This window comes from Pseudoalteromonas sp. 2CM41L (assembly GCF_023161905.1).
Taxonomy (GTDB): Bacteria; Pseudomonadota; Gammaproteobacteria; order Enterobacterales; family Alteromonadaceae; genus Pseudoalteromonas; species Pseudoalteromonas atlantica.
Genome location: NZ_JALNTN010000020.1, coordinates 61,728 through 86,802 on the forward strand (window position 1 = coordinate 61,728; position 25,075 = coordinate 86,802).

Here is a 25,075-nt window from a genome sequence, read left to right on the forward strand (position 1 = left end):
TGTAGATAACAGCCACGAGCTATTCCTCCAATGCATAATAAAATGCTTAGAAAAATAAATAACTGCTTGTTTTGTTTAAAAAAGATAATACGAGGTTCTTTTTTTATTATTTTAAAACCAATGTGGAAAAAGGTTTTCTAACTGATACATCCGCTGTTAGTCACTTTAGTTATTTGTATCCATTTAAATAACCGGAGGAGTATTCTAGCATAATGGATCAAAGATCATAGCGATCCTTTATAATTTTTTTTACGAGCGCACTGGCAAAAATGGCATAAACCGCAATACAACTTGCACTGCGAATACTTTTTAAACTAAAAAATTATTTTAGTGTGTGTTTTGGCCCGTGTTAAACTTCACCCAAACGACTTATTTAAAATACTTAAGGAGCACAAAAGCATGAAAAAGATAGCTGTAATATTAGCCGGCTGTGGTGTGTACGATGGCAGTGAAATAAACGAAGCGGTATTAACACTGCTGCACATAGCTAAAAACGGTGCTGCATATCAATGTTTTGCTCCTGATATAGAACAACTTCACACTATTAATCACCTTACCGGTGAAGAAATGCCAAGCAACCGTAATGTACTCACTGAGGCAGCACGCATTGCCCGTGGTGATATAAAATCTTTAAGCGAATTAAAGGCATCTGAATTTGATGCGTTAATAGTACCAGGGGGATTTGGTGCCGCTAAAAACTTATGTGATTTTGCCGTTAAAGGCGCTGATGCGCAGATAAACGACCTAGTATTAGAGGCCTGTAAACAGTTTGCTAATGCACAAAAAGCCGCTGGATACATGTGCATTGCGCCGGCTTTAATTCCGTTTATATATCCCAATGCTACTTTAACCATAGGTAATGATGAACAGACCGCTAGCGCTTTAACCCAGCTAGGCTCTACTCACACAGCCTGTGCGGTTGATGATATTGTGATTGATGAGGACAATAAACTCGTTACCACCCCTGCTTATATGCTGGCGCAGTCTATTTTAGATGCCGATGCGGGGATCGAAAAACTGGTTAAAAACGTACTAGCATTAGCTTAAATAGTGATTTACTAAGCCACCGATTATAAATGTTTGTTAACTGAAACATGCAATTTTATTGCGTTAACGCAAAAATTAGTCAGTTTTATCGATAAAAACACCAGTGGGCGTTTTATAAATTGTTACACAAAGGTATAATCGGTTTAATTTCCGTCATCTATAATCGTGATTGATCACGTTCAAATCGAAGTGAGCAAGGCAAAATGAAAAAACTATCAGCTGCAGCATTATTAGTGCTAGCAACCACCGCATACGCACAGCCATATGATAACTCTATGACTGAAGATGCGATTAAAAAACGTTTAGCACCAGTTGGCGCTGTTTATCTTGAAGGCGAGAAAGCTGCTGCAGCCGCAGCTCCTACTGGCCCTCGCTCTGGTGAGCAAGTGTACCAAGGCGCATGTTTTGCCTGTCACGGTACTGGCGCACTAGGTGCACCTAAATCAGCTGATGACTGGGCACCGCGTATCGCTAAAGGTAAAGATGTACTGCTTGATCACGCTATCAACGGTTTTAATGCGATGCCGCCAAAAGGAACATGTATGGATTGTTCTGATGATGAGATTAGCGCAGCTATTGATTTCATGACATCTAAATAATTTAATTAAGCCCCTGATAACTAGGGTGATTAATTTAAAAAGGCCTATTTTTATAATAGGCCTTTTTTTATTCCTAAAATAATCTTTTTAGTTGCTGTTTTAGGGCATTAGTTACTTGACGATCGCAACTAAAAGTGAAATTATACGTTTAATAAACATACAATAATAAAATAATATGATTCATGTCATCGGAAGATAAACCCGCGGCACCGAGTAAACTAGCGCACCAAAATAAACGTCTTAAAGCGCTATTAGAAAAGTATAAGCAATCTCACCACTTACAAAATGCCCTGATCCAGCTATCAGAGCAAGCAAGCTCTGTTGCCGAATTAACCTTACTTTACCCCGCTATCCATGACATTTTACAAGCATACCTACCTAGTAAAAGCTTTTACGTGGTGCTTGCTAATCAATATACTCATGCCTTGGAACTTTCTTATTTTTGCGATGAAAAAGATGGTATATCAGTCGCCCTCAATCAAGATAATAGTTTTGAAGAAGGCGCTACAGGCTACGTTTATAAGCTTGGCAAAACCACCTGCTTTACCAAACAAGAGATGCAAAGCGCTGCACAAAACGGCTTGTTTAAAGCACTAGGCTCACCTGCTGAGTACTGGGTTGGTGTTCCTATTTATCAAGAGCAAAACATTATTGGCGTACTTGCTGCGCAAAGTTACGATAAACACCAAGATTACAGCAGCCAGCAAGTGCATTTACTCGAAGTAATGTCTTTATACTTAGCCACAGCCATAGAGCGAGTTAAAAAAAGAGAGCTGCTCGAATCTGAAGTAAAAATTCGCACCCGCGCGCTCACGCAAAGTAATGATGCGCTAAACCTAGAAATTGAACAACGAAAACGCGCACTGCAACGGCAACAAATTTTGTTTAAAATATCGGAGTTGGCAACACAAGCGCAAAACTTAGATGATGCCTATGTAAAAATTCATCAAATAATAAAAACCATTACATACGCAGAAAACTTATACATTGCACTTTATAACAAAGATACTGGTTGGATTAGCTTCCCGTACTGTGTGGATGAATTTAAAGACAACACCGAGCCAAGGCCGTTTGCAAAAGGTTATAGCGAACTGGTTATTAGCAGCGAGCAGACCCAACTTATACACCCTAGTAGAGCCAAAGAGCTATTAGAAAGTGGTGATGTACAACGAAATAAGCCAGTACCAGAGGAGCAAATGGCCACCAGCTGGCTAGGTGCACCGCTTAAAACATCGCAAGGGGTTATCGGCTTAATTGCATGCCAAGCGTATAATAATAATCATATTTTTAGCAAAGACGACTGCGAGCTTATTACTTTTGTATCACACCAAATTGCCACGGTTTTACAAACAAAGTTAGCCACTCAAGCACTTAAATCTAGCCACCAAGAGTTAGAGTATCGAGTTAACGAAAAAACAAAAGCGCTGCAGCAAGCTAACCTACATTTACAAATGCAAATTGATGAGCGCAAAAAAGTAGAGCAACAGCTTTATCATGATGCGCATCACGACTCATTAACAGGCCTCCCTAATCGTAGCTTGTTTTTAACCCAGCTAGAAAAAACACTGCAGCATTACCATCGTTTTCCTGATCATCACTTTGCTGTGTTATTTATTGATTTAGATAAGTTTAAAGATATAAACGATCAACTAGGTCACCATGCCGGCGATCAATTTTTAATAAGTGTGGCTGATTTATTTTCGCATTGTATTCGCGAACACGATTTACTCGCTCGCCTTGGTGGTGATGAGTTTGTAATTTTGCTTACCCACTTAACAGAGCTACAACAAGCAGAAGATGTAGCTGATCGCATTATTAATATAATGAAAAAGCCATTTTGCAGTAAAGGTACCTGCATTCAAAGTGGTGCAAGTATTGGTATAACGTACTCAAATTCAAGTTATCAGCATACCGATGAAATTATTCGCGATGCCGATGCTGCTATGTATTATGCTAAAAATGCGGGGCGCGACCGCTATGAGCTGTTCCACCCGTTATTAACGCAAACACTAACAAGTGCAGAATCTCCAGCACAGCACCATCTTGATTCACTCCCGATGAGTTTTAGAAGTGCAGATATTATAAACCTTGATGAACAACAGCAATCAGAGTCACTGTTTGAAGCCTTTGGTGAACACCCTGTATTAGGCTATACCAGTTTTGAAGTGCTGAAAAAGTTTGCAACCGATAAAGAGCAGCACCTCCAAGTTGAATTAGAACTATTACAACACGCCTATGCCCATGCCTTAGCGGCAAATGTAGCCATGGTATTATTGCCATGCTCAGGGCTACTTTTAGAAGCGCTTGAATTCAATTTATTTACTGAGGTATTAAGTAAGCTGCAAGGGCAAAGTCAACTGTGTTTATTGTTTGACGACCAAGAAATACGTTACGCCTGTGCAACTCAGCTAGAAAACCTTAAAAAGCTCTCGCAGCTTGGCTACAGCATTGGCTTAAATAACTTTGCAAAAGACCGCTGTGAGCTAAATGCACTGACCGACATTACCTTCGATTATGTACTACTTAGCTCAACCTTAAGTAAACGCGTACTGCAACAAGAAAGCTTTAACTTGCAATTACAAGGTGTACTGGCAATCACTCAGCTAAAAGGCATAAAAGTTATTGCCAAAGGCCCTTCTATACTCAACTTTAGAGCCTTGCTAGATAAATACGGACTAAACTTATTTGTTGCTAAGCAGCAAGGCTTATCGGAGCCAGTAGCGGCTAATAACAACGCCGCGCAGTCTATTAACTAGGTTTTTTCAGCATCGCCCTTAAGTTAGCGACCCGTGCTTGGCCTTTTTCCATGCGCTCAGCTTGCGAGCTTGGGGCTTTTTTGTTTTCAAACGCTAGGTCATCTTGCGGTAACTCTTGCACAAAGCGGCTTAGCTCTGTTTGTGAGGTTTCGCCAAACTGACGACGTATTTTTGCATATGTTAGTGTCAGCTCTTGCTGGGCCCGTGTGATCCCTACGTATGCTAAACGGCGCTCTTCATCTACGTTTTCTTCGTCAATACTTACTTGGTGTGGCAATAACCCCTCTTCCATACCAACCATAAATACGTACGGGTATTCTAAGCCTTTAGATGCATGCAAAGTAAGTAACTGTACCGCATCAGACTCATCTTCTTCCTCGTTACGCTCTAGCATATCGCGAAGCGTTAATTTGCTGACCACTTCAGGTAAGGTCATCGGTTCGTTATCGGCATCTCCGGTGAGCATATCGGTGATCCAACGATACAGCTCTGAGACGTTTTTCATGCGCATTTCTGCCGCTTTGGCACTTGGCGATGACTCATATAAATACGCTTCGTAGTTAATATTACGTACCAAGTCTTTTACCGCTTCGAGTGTATCGCTACGCACTGCATTATCTGAAAGCTCAACAACCCAACGTGCAAACCCCGAAAGCGCATTTAAGCCACGCCCTTTAAGGCGGTAGCCTAGGTCGTTATCAAAACAGGTGGCAAATAAGCTTTGGTGTTTTTCGTTTGCAAGTGTGCCTAGCTTTTCAAGTGTAACGGTGCCTATTTCACGGCGCGGCGTATTAACAATGCGTAAAAAAGCGTTATCGTCGTCTTGGTTAACCAACAAGCGTAAATACGCCATAATATCTTTAATTTCTGAGCGCGAGAAAAACGACATTCCGCCACTAATTTTATAGGGAATGCGGTTACTCATTAATGATTTTTCAAAACCGCGTGCCTGGTGGTTACCGCGATACAAAATAGCGTAATCTTTATAGCTGGTGCGCTTCATAAATTTATGAGAAATTATTTCAGCAACAACTCGCTCGCACTCATGCTCTTCATCCCTACAGCCAATCACTTTAATCGGCTCACCGTAACCAAGCTCACTAAATAGCTTTTTTTCGATATCGTGCGGGTTATTGGCAATTAAAATATTTGCTGCTTTTAGAATGCGCTGGGCGCTGCGGTAGTTTTGCTCAAGCTTTATAAGCCTAAGGCCGGGATAATCTTTACTTAACAGTACCAAGTTTTGGGGGCGGGCTCCGCGCCATGAATAAATAGATTGGTCATCATCCCCTACCACAGTAAAACGCGCTCGCTCGCCTACTAATAACTTAACAAGCTGGTACTGGCTGGTATTGGTATCTTGATATTCATCCACCAGCAAATACCTAAATCGTTGCTGCCAACGCTCTCGTGAGGTGGCATTACTACTCAGTAATAAGGTGGGGATCATTATTAAATCGTCAAAATCCAGTGCGTTATATGCTCGCAGCTGATTTTGATAACGCGCGTAAAGCTGCGCAAATAACGCCTTTTGCGCATCACGTGCTTCGCGTATGGCTTGCTCTGGTAAAATTAATTCGTTTTTCCAGCTGCCTATTTGCATTTTTAATAGATTAAGTAGGTCTTTGTCTTTTTTAAGTTCGTCTTCGGTTAAATCACCTAACAGCTGGTTAGTATCTTGGTCATCAAACAGTGAAAAACCTTCTTTAAAGCCAAGCGTTTTGAGCTCTTTTTTAATTATTTCAAGCCCTAGGGTATGAAAAGTTGATACCCACAGCCCTTTCGCCTCTTGCTTATTAAGCGTTTGTAATACACGCTCGCGCATCTCTTTGGCCGCTTTATTCGTAAACGTTACCGCAGCAATATTACGTGCTTTGTACTCGCACTTTTGCACCAAATAAGCAATTTTGTTAGTGATTACGCGGGTTTTACCTGAGCCTGCACCCGCGAGTACTAAACACGGACCACTAATATATTTTACTGCTTCATCTTGTTTTGGATTGAGTTTCATAACGACCATGGAGTTTTAAAAGGCAGCTAATTTTACCGTAACCACAGATACAGGCATAGCCATTAGATTAATTAATTCCATTGTGGTGATCATGTATTAAATACCTTAGGTATAAGGTAATATTAGTCATTATCATTTTAGGGCAACAGCAAGGGACGATTATGATCAATCCAGCAAAACTTGAAGAAATTGCTAAGCAAATCACCAACAACATGCCGCAAGGTGTAAAAAACCTAGCAGATACACTGGAAGGTAAAACCAAACAAGTTTTACAAAATAAGCTGGCTGAAATGGACTTTGTTAGCCGCGAAGAATTTGATGTGCAAAGCCAAGTACTTATTCGTACTCGTGAAAAACTCACTGAGCTTGAAGCAAAAGTTGTGTTACTAGAGCAACAACTAAATGCTAAAAATAACGCCGAGTAGCACGTATTTACGTATGTATACTCAGCCACAAAAAAAGCAGCTAAGGCTGCTTTTTTGCTTTTAGTTTTAACATTTACCCACTATGTATTAAAAAGTGCTTCTAATACATAGTATTGCAGTGGTTGTTGCTGCGCCAAACTTACAGCGCACATTTTTAGCGCCACTTGCTTACCCGTAATGGGTTTATAACGTTTTAAAAAAGGAAGTTGAGTAATAACAGGTAACACAAATGCGCCTATTTGCTCAGCTATTCGTGTATCGTTTCGCTCACCCATTAATAAAGACGGCTGGAATATACTTACTTTTGCAAAGCCCAGCGTTTTTATGTGCTGCTCAAGCTCGCCTTTCATTTTTAAGTAAGGGCTGATGCTGTGCGCATTAGCGCCGCTTGATGACACCAAGCAATAATGGCTCACTGCATTGTTTGCCGCCATTTGCGCCGCAATAAACTGATAATCAAAATCAACTTTACGCTGCGCCGCGGTTGAGCCAGCCTGCTTTTTAGTAGTGCCCAAACACGAAAAAAACACATCCCCTTTAAATAACGCGCAGTAGTTGGTTAAACAATCAAACTCAATAACCTGATTAGTGAGCTTAGTATGTTCAACGTCCAGCTTACGGCGAGTTATAGCAATCACATGGCCAAACGCAGGGTTTTGCAGTAAAAGCGTTAATAGCTCACTCCCCACAACCCCTGTTGCCCCTATGATTATTGCCGTTTTAGTCATTGTTTAAATTACTCGCAACTGGCTTTAGCGAGTACATGTGCAACGGCTTTTTTATACACATCGCCTTCTTCATCGGCGCAGGTTACAACCGATGATAAGTCGTGCAAGTGGCCGTTCTCTAATCCATATACCCAACCATGAATCGTGAGCTCTTGGCCTTTATCCCATGCATCTTGAACTATGTTTGTTCTACACACGTTGCGTACTTGCTCAATAACATTTAGCTCAATTAAGCGACTTAAACGCTGTTGCTCATCCATTGCATTAAGCTGCTCTAAGTGTTTTTCTTTTACATCGCCAACATGGCGTAACCAATTATCAATAAAACCAAATTTGGCGTTATTTAATACCGCTTGTACACCGCCACAGCCGTAGTGGCCAACCACCATAATATGTTTTACTTTAAGCACCTCTACCGCGTATTGCATTACCGATAAACAGTTATGGTCAGTATGTACCACCACATTAGCTACATTACGGTGTACAAATAATTCACCCGGCAGTAAATCAACAATTTGGTTGGCAGGAACACGCGAGTCTGAACAGCCAATCCACAAGTACTCTGGGTTTTGTTGCATTGATAATATTTTAAAAAACTCAGGGTTGGCTTCGGTTGTACGTGCAGCCCAACGTTTGTTGTTTTCGAATAAATTTTTTAGCTTTCTCATTGCATCTCTTATTTAGGACGGGATAGAAATTACACCCCAGAAAAGACAAATAATGAGCGCCTTTTTAGTTGGTGTTTGCAAGAATTAAAATATTGCGAGGAGTTAATTGTTTCTCACAAAAGGTGGTAACTGAAACGTGATAACCTTGCTGTTGCAAATATAAAGCACGATCGAGCACAAGCCAAACTTCTATTGCTCTTCTAAACACATGTCGAACCAGTTCGATTCGCTCTGTTACTTTTTTACGCGCCTTACCAATTAACAAAAACTTATCGTAATCAGTATCTTGAGGGATACTTATAGACTTTTTATCCCCCGCCCAAGCACAAAACTGTGCAAACGTATCAGAAAACACGGCTTTGTTAACGGAAGGCACACTCACGTAATATTGTTCATGAGTGAGTGACTTTCGAAGTGCGTCAAACCCTAAGCGCCATTCCACCTCAGTTTTTCGTATTTTAGCTACACGTGAAGGTGCTGTAACTGTTTCTTGCAGCGCCAATTTTAAATCGCGGTGCGTTAAATTAAGCTTACTAGCAAGGGCAAGCTCACTCATTGCCTGATAACGACTATCGGTAAATAAGTGATAACAGCACGGCGAAAAACTAATACGTTTTACCCCAGCGGCGCTGGCGTGTTGCATAAATGTTTGGTGCAATGCGCCACATGCATGCAGTGCAACCGCATGTGTGTCGGTATTAAAAAAATGGCGTGTTTCATCTTCAAGCACATTAGCTTGGCTAAATTTCATCGCCAAACCTTGCTTGCGTGCACTGTGCTCTCCTTGCTCGCAAAGATGCCCTTGTAGCTCAACACTATGTACGCTTTGCGCGCCGTTATAAGCAAGCATTCGGCCTAAATGCCCTTTGCCTGCGCACCATTCTAGTACAGGCTGCGTGCTACTCGTTAATGCTGAAACAAAGTCTTGCAGTTGCTCAAACTTACGCCCTTTAATACCGTTACTTATCCAAAACGGGTATTCACCGCGTTGCTGCTGGCTTTTTGGTAAATAGCACAGCTCAGGTAGCTGCTCTACCCCAGCAATAAACGGGCTAAAAAATTGATAAAGCTGTTGCTGATCGTTATCAAGCCTTGCGACATCTTCATCTGATAAGTTATTTAACGCCGCTTGTAGCTCAGGCCACGGTAATTCATCAAAATCAAATGCTGTACATTGCCAATATTCGCGGGTATTCATTAGCACTGCATCGAGTGCTGCAAACTGCTCAGCTAGGTTCATAACAACTTAAAATAGTAAAAAGACGTTTAATTATACCAGTTGCGCAGAGCAGCATTAAGCGGTTATTTTTTTCCAAGTATTAAACGCAAATAAAGGGGGATCGAAATAATACTCACAATAAAGGCGGCTATTAGCATCCACGACAGTTGTAATCGCTCTGGCTCTTGGTATTTATAAACAAACCCAGCTTTGTGCTCGTCAAATTGCGTTTGCTTAATGCCATAATAATCTGCAATTAAGCGCCACTTAGCCATCGACATATTCCCTAAATGGGTCGTAGGCGGCATTATGTAGTCTTTCAATACTTCGGCTTCATAAGCTAGCTGATGAAAACTTTTGTTTGGCGCATACACTTGTTGAGTAATTGCAATGGCTTCATCCATATTCATCATCGCATAGCGCCAACCTTTTAAGCTCGCTTGGTAAAACTTTTCGACCGTTTGCGGGTGCTTTTTAAGCATTGATTCGCTGGTAAATAGCACATCACCATACACATCCATACCATAGCGCTGTGGGCATATAAGGCGGTGCGATACCCCTTGCTGAGTCATAAAGTAAGGCTGAGTGGTGACATACACTTGCATTGCATCAAGTTTGTTTTCTTGCCACGCTTGTAGCGCAGGCTCATCGCCTTCGTATACTTCTAAGGTAGCTATATCAATACCGCTGCGTTTAAGCATAACTAGCAGCTCGGTACTGTCTTTTTTACTCACTTCGGTAATACGTTTAGCGGTAAAATCGCGGGGGTGAAAAATATCAGAGCTGTCTTTTACCATCCAACAGTAAGGAGAAAACTGTAAAATAGCCGCCATTGCTACAAACGGTTGGCCGTTTACTCTTTGTTGTAAAATACCCGAATGCGCTACGCCAAATTGGGCTTCTCCACTTGCTACAGGCGTGAAAGTGTCAGGCATTTTAGGATTGGCTTCGCGTATGGTTACATCAAGTCCGGCGTCTTTGTAGTAGCCTTGTTGCTGAGCCATGTAATAGCCGGCGAACTGAAACTGGTGGGTCCATTTTAGTTGTAAAGTGACTGATTCTTGAGCCATTAGTTGGCTGCAAAAAAGCAAAATTACAAATATTAATCCTTTAATAAGCAACTGGGTGTTCCAAATAGTAGTCATTAGCTGTAACTATATTTAAAACACACGATAAAGCAAGCATGCAAACGTGCATACTTGCTTATAAAAACCCTAAGCTGAGGCTAAATTGTCAACGTTTGGGCTTTGTGGCTGAGAGGTTAAAAACTGCGTAAAACACGGGTTATGTGTTTCATCTTGTACACTGTAACCTAAGCGGTTTAAGTGCTCGTTAAACATATCAAATTGGCTTGGCTCAATAGCAAAGCCCGCCAGTACATTTCCGATAGACCCCCCATGATTGCGATAATGAAATAAAGTAATATTCCAATTGCTACCTAGGGTATCTAAAAAGCGCGCAAGGGCTCCTGGGTATTCCGGAAATTCAAACCGTAATAACCTTTCGTGTAACTGCTCCGGTGCTTTACCCCCTACCATATAACGTACGTGTAATTTAGCGAGTTCGTTATCTGATAAATCGCAAAATTGGTAGTCGTTGTTAGTTAGGTCTTGTTTTAGCTCGTTGAGTTCTTGCTCACCCTGGCGCAGGGCAATACCTACAAATATTTGCGCTTCACCTGGACCTGCATAACGGTAGTTAAACTCAGTAATAGCCCGACCACCTAAAGAGGTGCAAAACTGCTTAAAGCTGCCTTTTTCTTCTTTAATGGTCACCGCAAGTAGCGCTTCGTTTTTTTCACCTAGCGCAGTACGCTCAGCCACATAACGTAAGCGATCAAAGTTTAAGTTAGCACCCGAAAGCACCGCTGCTAAATGCAGCCCTTTTAAGCCCGATTGCTGGCTCCACTTTTTAAGCCCTGCGGTTGCAAGTGCACCTGAGGGCTCTGAAATTGCGCGAGTAGAGACAAAAATATCTTGCATGGCGGCACAAATTTCATCGCCACTGACTGTTACAACTTCATCGCAAAATTTTTGCGCTAAGCGAAATGTTTCGCTGCCAATAACTTTAACCGCTACGCCATCGGCAAAACTGCCAACACGGTCAAGCTCAACAGGCTCGCCCGCTTTAAGCGCGGCTTGTAAACATGCACTTTCGTCAGCTTCTACGCCAATGACTTTTATATCTGGGCGTAATGATTTGATATAAACCGCCATACCAGCAAGTAAACCACCACCGCCAACAGGGATAAATACCGCATCAAGCTCGTTGAGTTGCTGCATAAGCTCGCGAGCCACTGTGCCTTGCCCCACTATTACGTCAGGGTCATCAAAAGGCGGTACAAATACGCCATTGCGTTGCTCTGTTAGTTCAAGTGCATGTGCTTTTGCAGCATCAAAATGATGGCCATGTAAAACCACTTCACCGCCCAGCGCACGTACCGCACTTACTTTTATTTCAGGCGTGGTAACTGGCATAACGATAGTGGCTTTATGGCCAAGGTGTGAAGCACTAAGCGCCACACCTTGTGCATGGTTACCCGCAGATGCCGTAATAACAACAGACCCTTTTGGTAACTTGTTTAATTTATTATAAGCACCGCGTAACTTAAACGAATACACGGGCTGTTGATCTTCACGCTTTAACCAAACATGGTTGCCTAATTTATCACTGAGGTCGCGCATTTCGCTGACCTCAGTTACTTTAGCTAGCGGTTCCATATTGGCCTGAATAATAGCGCGAAAATAATCGAGCTCTTGAGAAACCATAATTAGCTAAGCTCCTCCAGTTTGGCTAAATCACGTACTGCGCCCTTATCGGCACTGGTTGCAAGTAATGCATACGCTTTTAATGCCGACGATACATAGCGGTCACGATCAAGCGGCTTATACGCTTGCTTACCACGCGCTAATTGCTTTTGTTTACGTGCTTCTAGCTCTTCATCACTTAATGCAAGGGTGATTTCACGTGTTGCGATATCAATGATAATTTTGTCGCCATTTTCAACATACGCAATAGCACCGCCACTTGCCGCCTCTGGCGATACGTGGCCGATTGATAAACCTGAGGTGCCGCCCGAGAAACGACCATCGGTTATCAAGGCACATTTTTCAGCAAGGCCTTTTGATTTTAAGTAGCTCGTTGGGTAAAGCATTTCTTGCATACCTGGGCCGCCTTTAGGGCCTTCGTAGCGAATAACCACAACATCACCGGCTTTTACTTCGTCGTTTAAAATACCTTCTACTGAATCATCTTGTGACTCGTACACCACGGCGGTGCCTTCAAAATGCAGCATTTCGTCAACTACGCCTGCGCTTTTAACAATACAGCCATCAACCGCTAAGTTACCTGAAAGCACAGCTAAGCCACCATCTTGTCTAAAGGCATGCTCAACACTACGGATACAACCATGCTCTCGGTCGTTATCGCCTTCATCCCAACGGCACTCTTGGCTCATTGCTTTTGTAGTACGAATACCGGCAGGGCCTGCACGGTAAAACTTTTGTGCTGCTTCGTTTGTAGGATCTGTCGCATCCCACTTTTTAACAAGCTCACCCATCGTCATACCCGCTACGTGGTTTACCGATAAATCAACTAAACCTGCTTTACCTAGCTCACGTACAATTGCCATCATGCCACCAGCGCGATGCACATCTTCTATGTGGTACTCAGGTGTAGCTGGGGCTACTTTACATAAAAATGGGGTTTTACGAGAAAGCTCGTCAATGTGCGACATATCAAAATCTACACCAGCTTCTTGTGCTGCTGCTAATAAATGCAATACGGTATTAGATGAACCACCCATGGCAATATCAACCACCATAGAGTTCATAAAGGCTGTTTTGTTTGCAATTGCACGCGGTAACACGTCGTGGTTGTCTTTTTGGTAGTACTCGCGGCACAAATCAACAATGCGAGCGCCGGCTTCTACATACAGTTGCTTACGATCTTTATGAGTTGCAAGCGTTGTTCCGTTACCCGGTAGTGCAAGGCCAATAGCCTCTAATAAACAGTTCATTGAGTTGGCAGTAAACATACCCGAACACGAGCCACAGGTAGGACACGCAGAGCGCTCTACTTGCTCTGAATCAGCATCACTTACTGTTTCATCAGCGCCTTTTACCATGGCATCAACTAAATCTAGTTTAATATCGATGTTAGCAAGTTTGGTTTTACCCGCTTCCATTGGCCCGCCCGATACAAAAATAACCGGTATATTTAAACGTAGCGCTGCAAGCATCATCCCTGGGGTGATTTTGTCACAGTTAGAAATACAGATCATCGCATCGGCGCAGTGGCCGTTAACCATATACTCAACAGAGTCTGCAATTAAGTCGCGAGAAGGCAGTGAGTAAAGCATACCACCGTGGCCCATTGCGATGCCGTCATCAATTGCGATGGTATTAAATTCTTTTGGAACGCCGCCCGCTTGCGTGATTGTTTCAGCCATTAGCTCACTAAGCTGATTAAGGTGTACATGCCCTGGTACAAATTGCGTAAACGAGTTAACTACAGCAATAATAGGTTTACCAAAGTCGGTGTCGGTCATGCCTGTTGCGCGCCATAATGCACGTGCGCCTGCGCGTTTACGTCCTTCAGTTGTTGTTGCACTTCTTAATTTAGCCATAGTTACCTCTGTTTTGCCGCTGTGTAAGCGGGCATTCCTCATTCTAAAAATTGTTGAGTTACTGATGGTTATATTCAGTAACGCGTAAATGTGTTTCGTTAGCAGTTACACTGCTTGTTGCTGTAAATTTTCTAAGCTGATTTCTTTCACGTCTACCAACTTATTTAGCTGGCTGGTTAATAGATGAATAGGCTTATCGCTATCGACCGTCATTGCTATCGTATATTGAGCTTCATCGGTATTAAGCTGAAAATGCGTAAGGTCAAAACCACGGTGACGCACAACACGTAAAAAGCGCTCCACCGCAATACTTTGGTTTTTCAATGCAATAGTTAAGCTGTGTTTCATTGTGCTTTCTCCGTAATCATTTCGTCATTTGCAGCCCCTGGTGGTACAAGCGGCCATACGTTTTCTTTATCATCTATACAGGCATGTAAAATATACGGCCCTTCGCTGTTTACCAGTGCAGTGATTGCATCGTCTACTTCGTTGGCTTTAGTAATAGTTTGCCCAGGAATACCAAATACCGCCGCTAACTGAACAAAGTCAGGGTTATCTGAAAGATTGGTTTCAGAGTAACGCCCTTCAAAAAACAGTTCCTGCCATTGACGAACCATACCTAAGCGTTGGTTATCTAATATTAGTATTTTTACTGGTAAATTATTACGACGTATAGTGGCAAGCTCTTGAATGTTCATCATGATTGAGCCATCACCCGACACCGTTATTACAAAATCGTCTGGGCGTGCTACTTGCGCGCCAATAGCCGCGGGTAAACCAAAGCCCATAGTGCCTGCGCCACCACTACTTAAGTGATTACTTGGGTGGTTAAATTTCATATGTTGCGCCACCCACATTTGGTGCTGGCCTACATCGCAGCACACTACGCCTGTTTTTGGCATACGCTGGCTTAACTGGTTCAATAAATACGGGGCAAATACTTTTTCGCCTGGGTAGTCGTAACGCCATGCGTGTTTTTCGCTCATGAGCTTATTTGTATCGCACCATGCTTTAGGTGTTACAACACACTCAAGTGCGGGTAATGAGGTTTTTAGATCAGCAATTAAGGACGCTTTAGCAGGTTTGCGTTTACCTACTTCGGCCGCGTCAATGTCTAAGTGAATTACTTTTGCTTTGGCTGCAAATTTGGCTAAGTTGCCCGTTACGCGGTCATCAAAGCGCGCGCCTATACATACAAGTACATCACACTCTTGTACTGCTATGTTAGCCGCTTGTGTGCCGTGCATGCCTAACATTCCTAAGTAGTGCTCGTAATCTGGTAACACACTGCCTAGCGCTTTTAATGTTGATACCGCTGGCATTTGTGTTTTGTTTAAAAACTGCATTAACTCATTTTGCGCATCGGCGGCTTGTACGCCACCACCTACATACGCTACTGGCTGCTTTGCTTCAGTTAATAACTGGTTTGCAATGGCTACTTGGTTTAAATCAAGTTGTGGTAAATATTCATCAGCAGCTAACCAAGGTTTAAAAGGTACTTGCGCCATTTGAATATCTTTTGGAATATCTACAAGCACTGGGCCTGGGCGACCACTTTGAGCTAAGTGCATGGCTTCTTGTAATATTTCAGCTAAGTCTTCTGGGCGCTCTACCATGTAGCTATGTTTAGTACACGACAGTGACATACCTAGTACATCGACTTCTTGAAATGCATCTGAGCCAATAGCGGCAGTCGGTACTTGACCTGTAATTGCTAATAATGGCACTGAGTCCATCATTGCATCGGCAAGTGCTGTTATTAAGTTAGTAGCGCCTGGGCCTGAGGTAGCAAAACAAACGCCTAATTTGCCTGTGCTGCGAGCATAACCCACTGCGGCAAAACCAGCACCTTGCTCATGGCGAGTAAGGTAATGCTTTACAGGCGCGCCATACAGCGCATCGTAAATGGGCATAATAGCTCCGCCAGGGTAGCCAAATACTTCATTTACGCCGTGCTTGGCTAATAAATCGATTGTTAGTTCTGCGCCTGTCATTAATTAATCCTCATTCCTCAGTGACAACCCAATTACCTACTTTACTTAAAAAACTTATAGCTAATACCAATCCGCAATAATACTTAATTATTTTTAGAGGGCTAAAAGTGTCGCTATCTGCGTTAAAAAATTCTCATTTAGAACAACTAAATAGCGAATTTTTTGCCTAGCTATCAACACGTTTATCTATCCTCAAAATAGATCACTTAATTAAGCGAATTGGTATAAAATTTTTAAAACTTTGTGCTTAAAACTAAAAAGCCCTCCGAACGGTTAGGTGCGGAGGGCTTTTTAATGCTTAAGTTTATAGCACTACGAAGCCCTCGCGGGAATAATCACCACGATAATAATCAGGACTAGGTTAAGTGCATTTGTAAGCATGAAATTAATACCAAAATGTGTTCATTTGTTACGAAGTAATACTCTTCGCTCTGTATATGTATTTGTACCGTGCTGAGGCGAGTAAGTCAACACCAAACTTAATTCAACAAAAGAGCAAAAAGCGACTTTAAACGGATTTTAAATTCACAAAAAAAGGCTTAAATGAAAAATCTATACCTTAATTTGCATCAAGTAAATTCACTAGCCACATAATAGCCATTTAGGGCTTGATTAATTTTTGATACATTGTAGTACAAATAACAGCGCAGCACGGTAAATAACTTAAAACTTTGCTAATTAGGCAGGTTTACTCCGCAAGCCCTATTACGCACCACTCAATTACATTCACCCTATTTAAATAAGGTGCCCTAGTGCAACTAAATTCATAAGCGCATTTAAAAGTGTTGAATATAACCAAATAGGTTTATTAAAGCGCTTTAATTTAAGCTAGTATTTAGGCAACTCAATTAGATTTAAGGACAAACCATGCAAGCCCTCACTCGAATTAGTCAGTTTTTTATATTGGCACTTTTTATAGCAACTAGTTTTAATAGTGTCGCAGCACCGGCATTATTTAAAGTAGAAAAAAACGGTACTAGCTCTTACTTGTTTGGCACAGTTCACGTAGGCGATGCCAGCATGAAAGGCTTACCAGAAAAAGTAACTAAGGCTATAGATCAAAGCGAGCAAGTTGTTGTTGAAGTAGATATTAGTAAACTCACGCCTTTGCAAATGCAGCAGCGTTCAATGCCCTTTATGATGCTTAAAGATGGCAAAACATTACAAACAGAACTCTCAAAACAAAACTACAATAAGCTTAAAGACTACTTTGCTAAAAAATCGATTGATATAGCTATGTTTAATGGCCTCAAACCTTGGGCTGTAATGGTAACCATGATGCAGATTGAATTTCAAAATGCAGGGTTTTCTGACCAAACAGGCATAGACAAGCAAGTACTTGCTTACGCTAAAAAGCAAAATATCACGATTGGAGAGTTAGAAACGCTAGAGCAGCAACTACAAATGTTTGATGGCATGGCTTTGCTTAGTAATGAAATGATTGAAGAAACGTTTGAACAGCTTGCTGATATTAATACTTATTTTATTAAGTTAGTAAACGCCTGGAAAAATGGTGATATGAATACGCTGACTGAATACTACAACATGAGTTTTGACGAGAGTAACTACGGTGAAATAAGCGAGCAAGTTATGCTAGTTAATCGTAATAATAAATGGGTGGAGCAATTAGTGCCTCGCTTAACTAACGAAAAGCTATTTATTGCTGTAGGCGCGCTGCACTTACCAGAGCAGCATGGTTTAATTAAACAGTTAACTGATGCAGGCTTTACCATTACTCGCCTATAACGTGGCGTTAAAGGTTGGGCCTAAATAGCCCAGCCTTTAATTAAAATCTTCCATTTTTAAGTAATGCTCAATCCCTTTAATTTTGTCTGCCGCATGGTGATTTACATAAATAACGGTGCTGGTATGTGCGGCACAAATTTTCTCGATTAATATTAGTACTCGCTGTCTATTTGCTTCATCAAGCCCCAAACAAGGTTCATCTAAAATAAGTAACGTGGGGTGTTTTACCATAGCGCGCACTATTAATAGCATGCGCTGATCGCCGTATGAAAGTTGCGTAAATGAGCTATTTTGTTTATCGCTTAACCCAATCAGCGCTAACCATTGCTTAGCTGTATTTACTTGTGACTTTGTTGGCTTTTGATATAAACCAATGCTGTCGTAAAATCCAGAAATAACCGTATTCAATGCCGATATACTTACTCGATAATCCATATGCAGTGCATTTGATATATAGCCAATATGTTGTTTTATATCCCAAATACTTTCACCACTTCCGCGTTTAAAACCAAATACCTGAATATCATTGCTGTAGCATTGAGGGTTATCGCCAGTTATTAAATTTAATAAGCAGGTTTTACCTGAGCCATTTTTACCACTCAATTGCCAGTGTTGATGTTTATTAATTTGCCAATTGAGATTTTTAAATACATCAACCCCAGCGTAGCTAACCTTTGTATTACTAAGCTTAACCAATGTATCGGCGGTATACTCTGCACGGCCTTGGGAGTCATCCGGTTGAGGTATTTCTAAAGCGGTATGGGTTAAATGCAGTAGTTTAAGCAAGTCAGCACGCTGCTCTGCGTTTGGATTATTAAGTACATGCTGCAACTGCCCCTGATTTACATAAGCGTAATGAGTAATAAACGGTGGGATTTCATCAAGCCTATTTAACACAAACACAAAGTTAATTGTTGAGCTAAGTGTTTCTAATAAAGTGTTTAGCACCTCACACGAATGTTTATCTAAGCCATCATATGGCTCATCTAGTACCACTAAATCAGCATGACTACTTAGCGCATTTATAAGTAGGAGTTTACGGGTTTCGCCGGTAGAGAGATCTCTAAAATGCCTCTCTAAAAGGGCGCTGTAATTAAAGGCATCTATTAGTTTTGTACGTAACTCATGGTTGTAGCTACTATTTTGAGGGAAGATAAAATCTTTTACTAAGCTGTGATGTTCATGCTCAATTTCATTTTTGATTAACTGCTTTTGCACATCAGATGACACAAGCTGCGTGCTATTAAAGGTACTTTTAAAAGTACCACTTTGCTGCTTAGCTTCACCCGTTAATGCGGCGCTCAATGCCGATTTACCTGCGCCATTAGCGCCTAATAAGAGCCAGTGCTCACCAGCATTTACTTGCCAACTTAAGTCATTAATTGTGTAACGGCTTTTACCTTGCCCTTTTAAATAACCACTAAATTGTTCAAATACAATACTTTGCACAATACTGCCTTCACCATAAGCTAAATAAACAACTTAACGTATAGTAAATTGCTTTAGCAAGCGTATTTAATTGCGTATTAATTTATTTCATTAGCTATGCATACATTTACCAATGCATCAGCCACTGCCTGCTTACTTATGGGTTTATGAATATGCTCACTCGCGCCATATTCATAAATTAAGTCCATGTCTTCGGCTGAGGTATTTGCTGTAACAACGATTATGGGCATGGTTTTATTTAGCTCTTTGCGTATTTTTTTAGTCGCTTCAAAGCCATCCATGACCGGCATGTTTAAATCCATAAACACCACATCATAGTCAGCCTTACCTACCTTTTCGCAGGCTTCTAGGCCATTTACAACGCATTCATAGTCCACACCTAACGTTGCCAAAATACGTGTGAGTAACAAGGTGTTTAATTCGTTGTCTTCAACCACAAGGCAAAAAAGCTTTTTTCGACTTCTCTTTCTGTTTGCTGGTTAGTAATTTCAATCGGCAAGTTAAGCGTAACATGAGCGCCACTCGCTGCGTTGTTTTTAAATGAAAGCGAACCATGCAGCGCTTTAACAACATACTGCGCCCGTGTTAATCCCGTTCTTAGGCCTTGAAAGTGGTTAGTTTGTTTAAATGAGTCAAACTCTAGTTCTGTTATTTCGCTAGAAAAACCACACCCACTATCATTAACGGTTAATTGTAATTGCGAGTTTTGCATGTTTGCAGCAACTTCAACCTCGCCCTTGTCGGTAAACTTTATTGCATTGCTAATTAGCTCGGTTAATACATGCTGTAAGCGCTGATGATCTAACTTACAAAAACAATTAAGAGACTCATCAAAATGAGTGATTAATGTTAGCCCTTTTTGCTGCGCTGCATACTCATACGCCAACACCACTTTGTTTATGGATTCTAAAAGGTTTTCGTTTTTAAGAATTGGCGCCCACTTTCCTGTGCTTAGTGCTTGTAGGTCTTGTAGCTCATCAAGCATAGATAGAAGTCTAAGGGCGCAGTAGCTTGCTTGCGTTTTAATATTTTGCTGCTTGGAATCGATGGTTAGCTCATCAATCGACGTAATTAATCCCTGTAACGGTGTTCTAAATTCGTGGCTTGCTCTGGCAATAAAGTGCTCTTTGTTTTGGCTCATTTGCGCTACAAAGTCCTTTTGTTTTTGAAGAGCTGTTAAGGTGCGTTCCACCTCTTTTTCCATCGGCATAAACACAAATCTTAGCTCAACGAGCAATAACACCATGGCGACTAACCAGCACAGCAATTCTAAATTAGACACGCGGTTAACTTTTTTTACTGCATGTTGCTCAAATAAAGTAACCGCGCGGTCAAGCTTAGCTAGTAGGTTTTCTACATGTACTACGTTGAGCACCTGTGTGTCTACCTCGCCTTTTTGGTACAGCAGCCAACTAGCTTGGGCAATAAATTCATTCACTTCGCTATCTAGATTAGCTGGCTCAGCAAAGTATAACTTTACTAATTCTGGCGTTAGATAACGGTAACTACTACCTTGCTTGGTAAGTAATACCTCATGAGCTGTTTTAAATTGTGCGAGAGAGTGTTCGAGGGAATTGGTATGGGTAGCAACATCGATTCGTGATGAAAGAAGTGCATTGCTATGCCAAGCAATTTTTTGCGAGAGCATGCGCTGCTTACCTGCCATATTAATAATTTTGGCATCGTACTTTTGTACAGAAAAGCCATACTGCAGCAACAATGCTGAGCCACTTATTAACAGAGCAATAGCAATAAGCGCCCATCGGTAACGCTGTCTTACATTGGCAATAATTTTAAACATACAAGGCCGCTTTTTTATTTTAAGTGTAGCCTATATATAGAAAACTCAACATCAGCTTTAGTAATTATATAAATAAAAAGCCCAGTAACATGACTGGGCTAAATGTATTAAGTGAGAGGCAAAAAGGGCAATACTTGCGACACTTTTGTAATTACCAGTTAGCGATTTTCTAATCGGTTGTAGTCAAACATACCAAATTCAACGCCGCGATACTCTTTAGCTACTTGGTGCATTATGTCGCTGTATTTCCAAAACTCTGGATGTGAGCGACGAATACCAAATTTTACTTTTAATGCAGCATAATCTGCTTCAATTTGCATCATAGGTAATAGCTGTGCAAACTCACCCACTTCATTTTGATCATTTAAATACCAAATAGCCGCAGGGTAATCACCAATAAAACCTGGCACTAGGGTGGCGGTATCTTCATCATAAGCGCGCTGCCCATCTTCATTTAATAAGCTGGAAATATTGTAATGCGCGTTGTGATGAATAAGCGTGTAAGCTTTATGTGAAGCATCGTCTTGCTTAACCAAAATATACGATAACTGCGGTAATAAATTTATAGCCTTAGCTGGCATATTGTTTAGTGCATTTAATGGCGAGGGTACTTTTGTGTAGTCGTAGTGCTCACTCAGTACTGGCGCTAAAGTTTGCTTAACTAACCCATACAGCTCGTGTTGTGGATCATCCGTTTTATATTCAATACCACTAGGTTGGCTAAACTCTCGGTTGTTTTTAAAAAACTTAGATAAGCTTGGCGGAGACTTTCTATACCAGCTTTTTTTAATTTGATGGCGCTTCGTTTCAGGTAATAACGCCAAAAAGTTTTGCTCACCCTCTAAACGTAAAAAGTCCATGTATAGGCGGGTCACTAATTGGTGGCCGATATTTCCGTATACATCAAAGCCTGCAACAAGTAAGTAATGAATACGCTCAAATAGCGCATAATCTAATACCCACATAGTTTTAGGCTCTTGACCAATAAAGCCTTTCACTACCGTGGCACTATCAAAATGGCGAAATATTGTAAGCGCTGCATTTTTGTTACGCCCTTCACCTTTCCACAATAGGTCGGTGGTTAAATGCTCTCCGTTTTTAAACATCTCGTTAGCCAGCTCAACTTTGGCTTGTAAGTATTTTTTCTCACGCACTGAGTATTTAACCCAGCTAGAGATAGGCAATGCATTGCTTTCTTCTGCTGCAGGTAATTCAAGGGCTTCTTCGTGCTGAAGCAACATATCTTCCACTGCTGGAGTCGCGACTTTTTCAGGGTCTGCAAAGGCAACCCAAAAATGATCGTTAATCACATTAAGTGCAATTTGGCCGCGGCATACAGGGCCCTTAATAAAGCCCATAATAATTAGCTCAGCTTCATCAAGCATAAATTGATACTTAGAATTAATAGGAATTACTTCAAACGTTTTAAAAGGATTAGATGCCGCCTCGCTCTTATAACTTGGCATTTTAGTAACCGTATAATCGGGAGCTATAAATTGCTCATAAATACGTGCAAGCTTTGCATCATCAAGCTTTAGCGGTAAATGTGTTTTTGATAAAACAGTTGAGCGGTCCTGTAGTAAACGGTAATACACACGGCTTACTTTAGGGTCATCGTATGGTCGGCGCGTATTAATTAGCTTAATTTCTTCGCCTGGCGGCGTACTTGAACGAACCAGTTTAAAAAAGCTCTGTGGTTTATCAGAACCAAAATAAATATGGGCTAAAAACCAATGCTCGTAAATATAACGTGCGGCTAATTGGTATTTTAAGCTGTCTTGATTTAAAAACGCTTCCCAGTTTTTAACGTTTGTTAGCTCGGCTTTGGTGGGCGGTTTAATATGCGCCATTTTTCCACCGTCTTTAAGCCACTTTTGTAAATGATAAAATTCCTGGCTAGACACGCCCGGTAAACCGTAAGGCATACCGCCGTGAGGCTGCTCTGCAGCTAAACGATCGAATTCTCCCATAGTGGCGCATGTTTGAGAACGGCTAAGTGAAAAGTCAAATTCATCATCAAGAATTTCATTCTCTGGTAAGGGTGCACTTTGCTTAAGCACTAATGAATTAAATAACACCCCACCGGCAAGGTTTGCTTCTGGGTTTTGGTCACGTTCGTTAAGTACCGGAGTAAAGCCCTTTTTACGCCATTGCTCAGTGCTGGTTGCATCAAATAATAACCGGCTTGGTGTAGTGGCTAATAGCCGTGTACCATCATAAACAAGCTCTTTGCTTAGCCCTCTATCTATCCCTTCAGGGGAAGAAAGCTTTAGCTGACATGGCGCATCATAACAGCCATGGCATACTACACAGCGTGTATCTAGCACAGGTTTTACTTCTTGCAAAAACTCGGCACCAGCACCTGTATCATGCGGCACTATACGCTGCTGCGTTTGTTCATCACCAAATAAGTCGTTGTAGTGAGCATTGCCTAAATAAGCACACCCGCTGAGGATAATAAGGACGAATGTACTGATCAGAATTTTTTTCATTCTTCATCCTCATCACCCAGGTCGAAGGTTGGCATCATATCCATTTGTGGAGAGACAAAAGTCTGGTTGTCGTGGGTATTTAACACCACACTTAACAGTGGGCCGTGGGTCAGCGTTATTTGTGCATCGTGCTCTTGGTTTAACAACGCATTAAATTCGCTGCTATGCGGCGCAAGCTCATACGCTTTTAAACTAATAGCGATACTGCTATCAGGTGCTGGGTTTTGGCATATCTGCGTCAGTAGCTCATCATCAAGAGCAAATGAAATGTCTAAATCGGGCTTTTCTAAATCTCGCTCACTAAGCGACTCATTTAAAATAAATAACGGTAAGGTTAATTTACTATCTTGTTCAAATTCCATTGTGCTCTCTTGCTGACTGACGGTGTAATTACCCGCCATTATAGCAAAAAAGCACATAATTACTGCGCCTAAATAACCACACTAAAGTCTAAAATTTAGCCTTAAGCGCTGTTAATGACTAAGCTTTAATATCATCCATTGCCGATTCGATAATAGAAAATACAGCCCCTTGAGGGTCGCAAATAACACTAAAACGCCCTACATCAGGAATATCTGTAGCAGGTACACACACTTGCCCTCCAAGAGTCGCCGCTTTTTTTACATAGCTATCGCAGTTATCCACGGCGAAGTAAATCATCCAATGGGGGGGTACGTCTTGTGGCCACTCATCAGTCATTTGTAGCATGCCTGCTACCGGCTTACCTGCAACTAAAAACAAGGTGTAATCCATACCTTCCATAGGCTTTGTTTCACTTTTCCACCCCAGTAGTTCACAGTAAAAATCACGGCTTGTTTCACTATCGCGCGTTGCCATTTCATGCCAATAAGGCGTGTTGAGCTCACAAGGACGCTTACATCCTATATGCTCTTTACCTTGCCACAATGCCACCGTGGCACCCGCGGGATCTTTAAGCATTAACATACGCCCTGCATCCATAACATTATGAGGGCCTGCTATAATTTGCGCACCGAGCTCTTGCGCCTTAATTGCACATGCATCAACATCATCTACGGCAATATAGGTAAGCCAGTAGCTAGGCGTAGAGCCCACTTGCTCTTTAGGCATTTGATACATGGCAGCAATATCGTCACCTTGCTTTTGTAGCATAGTGTAATACTCATCATCGCCAATGGGCTGATCATCATTTCCCCACTCAAACAACGAGGTATAAAAAGCTTTCCCGTCTTGCCAATTATGAGTACACAGTTCAGCCCAGCAAAATATACCTTGCGGATAATTATTTTTATTATTCATCGCCCATTTCCTGTTGTAAATTTAAGCCATTTTTAGCTTAGGCTAATACCCTGTAAGTGTCGATAGTTATTCACTGAATAAGCACCTCCTTATACATCAGTGACCACTTCTACTTGGGCTTCGTAAAGCCAACCCAAACAACATTATTTACATTAACGCCAAGCTGATCTGACTCCATAAAAGTAGACACCTATTTAGGAGTCAGTTCTCATGAAAGTAAAAGCGTTTCGTAAAC

At 41.5% G+C, this 25,075-nt stretch carries 18 protein-coding genes and 1 pseudogene; 5 read left to right on the forward strand and 14 right to left on the reverse strand.

What is annotated here, in order from left to right:
• Window positions 1-399: 399 nt before the first annotated feature.
• The 3 genes from elbB to MTF64_RS18065 all read left to right on the forward strand — a co-directional run bounded on the left by elbB (window position 400) and on the right by MTF64_RS18065 (window position 4,402).
• Window positions 400-1,047: an isoprenoid biosynthesis glyoxalase ElbB gene (gene elbB / locus MTF64_RS18055; RefSeq protein ID WP_248452224.1), complete on the forward strand. Its 648-nt coding sequence runs from the start codon at window positions 400-402 to the stop codon at window positions 1,045-1,047.
• 203 nt (window positions 1,048-1,250) lie between these two features.
• Window positions 1,251-1,646 (forward strand): cytochrome c5 family protein, encoded by a 396-nt coding sequence (locus MTF64_RS18060; RefSeq protein WP_004589305.1) that lies wholly within the window; start codon window positions 1,251-1,253, stop codon window positions 1,644-1,646.
• Window positions 1,647-1,828: 182 nt separating this feature from the next.
• Window positions 1,829-4,402 (forward strand): diguanylate cyclase, encoded by a 2,574-nt coding sequence (locus MTF64_RS18065; RefSeq protein ID WP_248452226.1) that lies wholly within the window; start codon window positions 1,829-1,831, stop codon window positions 4,400-4,402.
• Here MTF64_RS18065 and rep read toward each other — a convergent pair.
• Window positions 4,395-6,413: a DNA helicase Rep gene (rep, locus tag MTF64_RS18070; protein WP_004589303.1), complete on the reverse strand. Its 2,019-nt coding sequence runs from the start codon at window positions 6,411-6,413 to the stop codon at window positions 4,395-4,397. The two genes, MTF64_RS18065 and rep, sit on opposite strands and share 8 nt — an antisense overlap.
• 161 nt (window positions 6,414-6,574) lie before the next feature.
• On the opposite strand from rep, the gene MTF64_RS18075 reads away from it, so the two are divergent.
• Window positions 6,575-6,838: an accessory factor UbiK family protein gene (locus MTF64_RS18075; protein ID WP_004589302.1), complete on the forward strand. Its 264-nt coding sequence runs from the start codon at window positions 6,575-6,577 to the stop codon at window positions 6,836-6,838.
• 80 nt (window positions 6,839-6,918) lie between these two features.
• Here MTF64_RS18075 and MTF64_RS18080 read toward each other — a convergent pair whose 3' ends face one another.
• From MTF64_RS18080 to ilvG, 8 genes are all read right to left on the reverse strand, one after another.
• Window positions 6,919-7,566: an NAD(P)H-binding protein gene (locus MTF64_RS18080; protein ID WP_248452227.1), complete on the reverse strand. Its 648-nt coding sequence runs from the start codon at window positions 7,564-7,566 to the stop codon at window positions 6,919-6,921.
• Window positions 7,567-7,574: 8 nt separating this feature from the next.
• Window positions 7,575-8,234 carry a carbonate dehydratase gene (gene can / locus MTF64_RS18085; protein WP_248452228.1) on the reverse strand — a complete coding sequence of 220 codons (660 nt, stop codon included), beginning with the start codon at window positions 8,232-8,234 and terminating at the stop codon, window positions 7,575-7,577.
• A 64-nt stretch (window positions 8,235-8,298) separates the two neighbouring features.
• Window positions 8,299-9,474 (reverse strand): methyltransferase, encoded by a 1,176-nt coding sequence (locus MTF64_RS18090; RefSeq protein ID WP_248452230.1) that lies wholly within the window; start codon window positions 9,472-9,474, stop codon window positions 8,299-8,301.
• A gap of 62 nt (window positions 9,475-9,536) precedes the next feature.
• Window positions 9,537-10,523, reverse strand: coding sequence for an ABC transporter substrate-binding protein (locus tag MTF64_RS18095; RefSeq protein WP_036963445.1), 987 nt, complete (start codon window positions 10,521-10,523; stop codon window positions 9,537-9,539).
• 144 nt (window positions 10,524-10,667) lie between these two features.
• Entirely contained in the window at window positions 10,668-12,221 is a 1,554-nt protein-coding gene (gene ilvA, locus MTF64_RS18100) for a threonine ammonia-lyase, biosynthetic (protein ID WP_064386299.1), read from the reverse strand.
• A 2-nt stretch (window positions 12,222-12,223) separates the two neighbouring features.
• Window positions 12,224-14,080: a dihydroxy-acid dehydratase gene (gene ilvD, locus MTF64_RS18105; RefSeq protein WP_024032149.1), complete on the reverse strand. Its 1,857-nt coding sequence runs from the start codon at window positions 14,078-14,080 to the stop codon at window positions 12,224-12,226.
• Window positions 14,081-14,185: 105 nt separating this feature from the next.
• A complete protein-coding gene (gene ilvM / locus MTF64_RS18110; protein WP_004589295.1) occupies window positions 14,186-14,428 on the reverse strand; it encodes an acetolactate synthase 2 small subunit in 243 nt (80 codons plus the stop codon).
• Complete coding sequence (gene ilvG, locus MTF64_RS18115; protein WP_004589294.1) at window positions 14,425-16,074, reverse strand: acetolactate synthase 2 catalytic subunit; 1,650 nt, start codon at window positions 16,072-16,074, stop codon at window positions 14,425-14,427. Before ilvG ends, ilvM begins: the two co-directional genes overlap by 4 nt.
• Before the next feature lie 867 nt (window positions 16,075-16,941).
• Between ilvG and MTF64_RS18120 the strand changes: the two genes are divergently transcribed.
• A complete protein-coding gene (locus MTF64_RS18120; RefSeq protein WP_248452231.1) occupies window positions 16,942-17,820 on the forward strand; it encodes a TraB/GumN family protein in 879 nt (292 codons plus the stop codon).
• 36 nt (window positions 17,821-17,856) lie between these two features.
• Here MTF64_RS18120 and MTF64_RS18125 read toward each other — a convergent pair whose 3' ends face one another.
• The 5 genes and pseudogenes from MTF64_RS18125 to MTF64_RS18145 all read right to left on the reverse strand — a co-directional run bounded on the left by MTF64_RS18125 (window position 17,857) and on the right by MTF64_RS18145 (window position 24,840).
• Complete coding sequence (locus tag MTF64_RS18125; RefSeq protein ID WP_248452232.1) at window positions 17,857-19,269, reverse strand: ATP-binding cassette domain-containing protein; 1,413 nt, start codon at window positions 19,267-19,269, stop codon at window positions 17,857-17,859.
• Window positions 19,270-19,346: 77 nt separating this feature from the next.
• A pseudogene (locus MTF64_RS18130) lies at window positions 19,347-21,070 on the reverse strand (response regulator).
• Between the two features lie 158 nt (window positions 21,071-21,228).
• Window positions 21,229-23,562, reverse strand: coding sequence for a fatty acid cis/trans isomerase (locus MTF64_RS18135; protein ID WP_248452233.1), 2,334 nt, complete (start codon window positions 23,560-23,562; stop codon window positions 21,229-21,231).
• Complete coding sequence (locus MTF64_RS18140; RefSeq protein ID WP_248452236.1) at window positions 23,559-23,924, reverse strand: hypothetical protein; 366 nt, start codon at window positions 23,922-23,924, stop codon at window positions 23,559-23,561. The genes MTF64_RS18135 and MTF64_RS18140 overlap by 4 nt, the downstream gene beginning before the upstream one ends.
• Before the next feature lie 118 nt (window positions 23,925-24,042).
• Window positions 24,043-24,840 (reverse strand): VOC family protein, encoded by a 798-nt coding sequence (locus tag MTF64_RS18145; RefSeq protein WP_064386307.1) that lies wholly within the window; start codon window positions 24,838-24,840, stop codon window positions 24,043-24,045.
• Window positions 24,841-25,075: the final 235 nt, after the last annotated feature.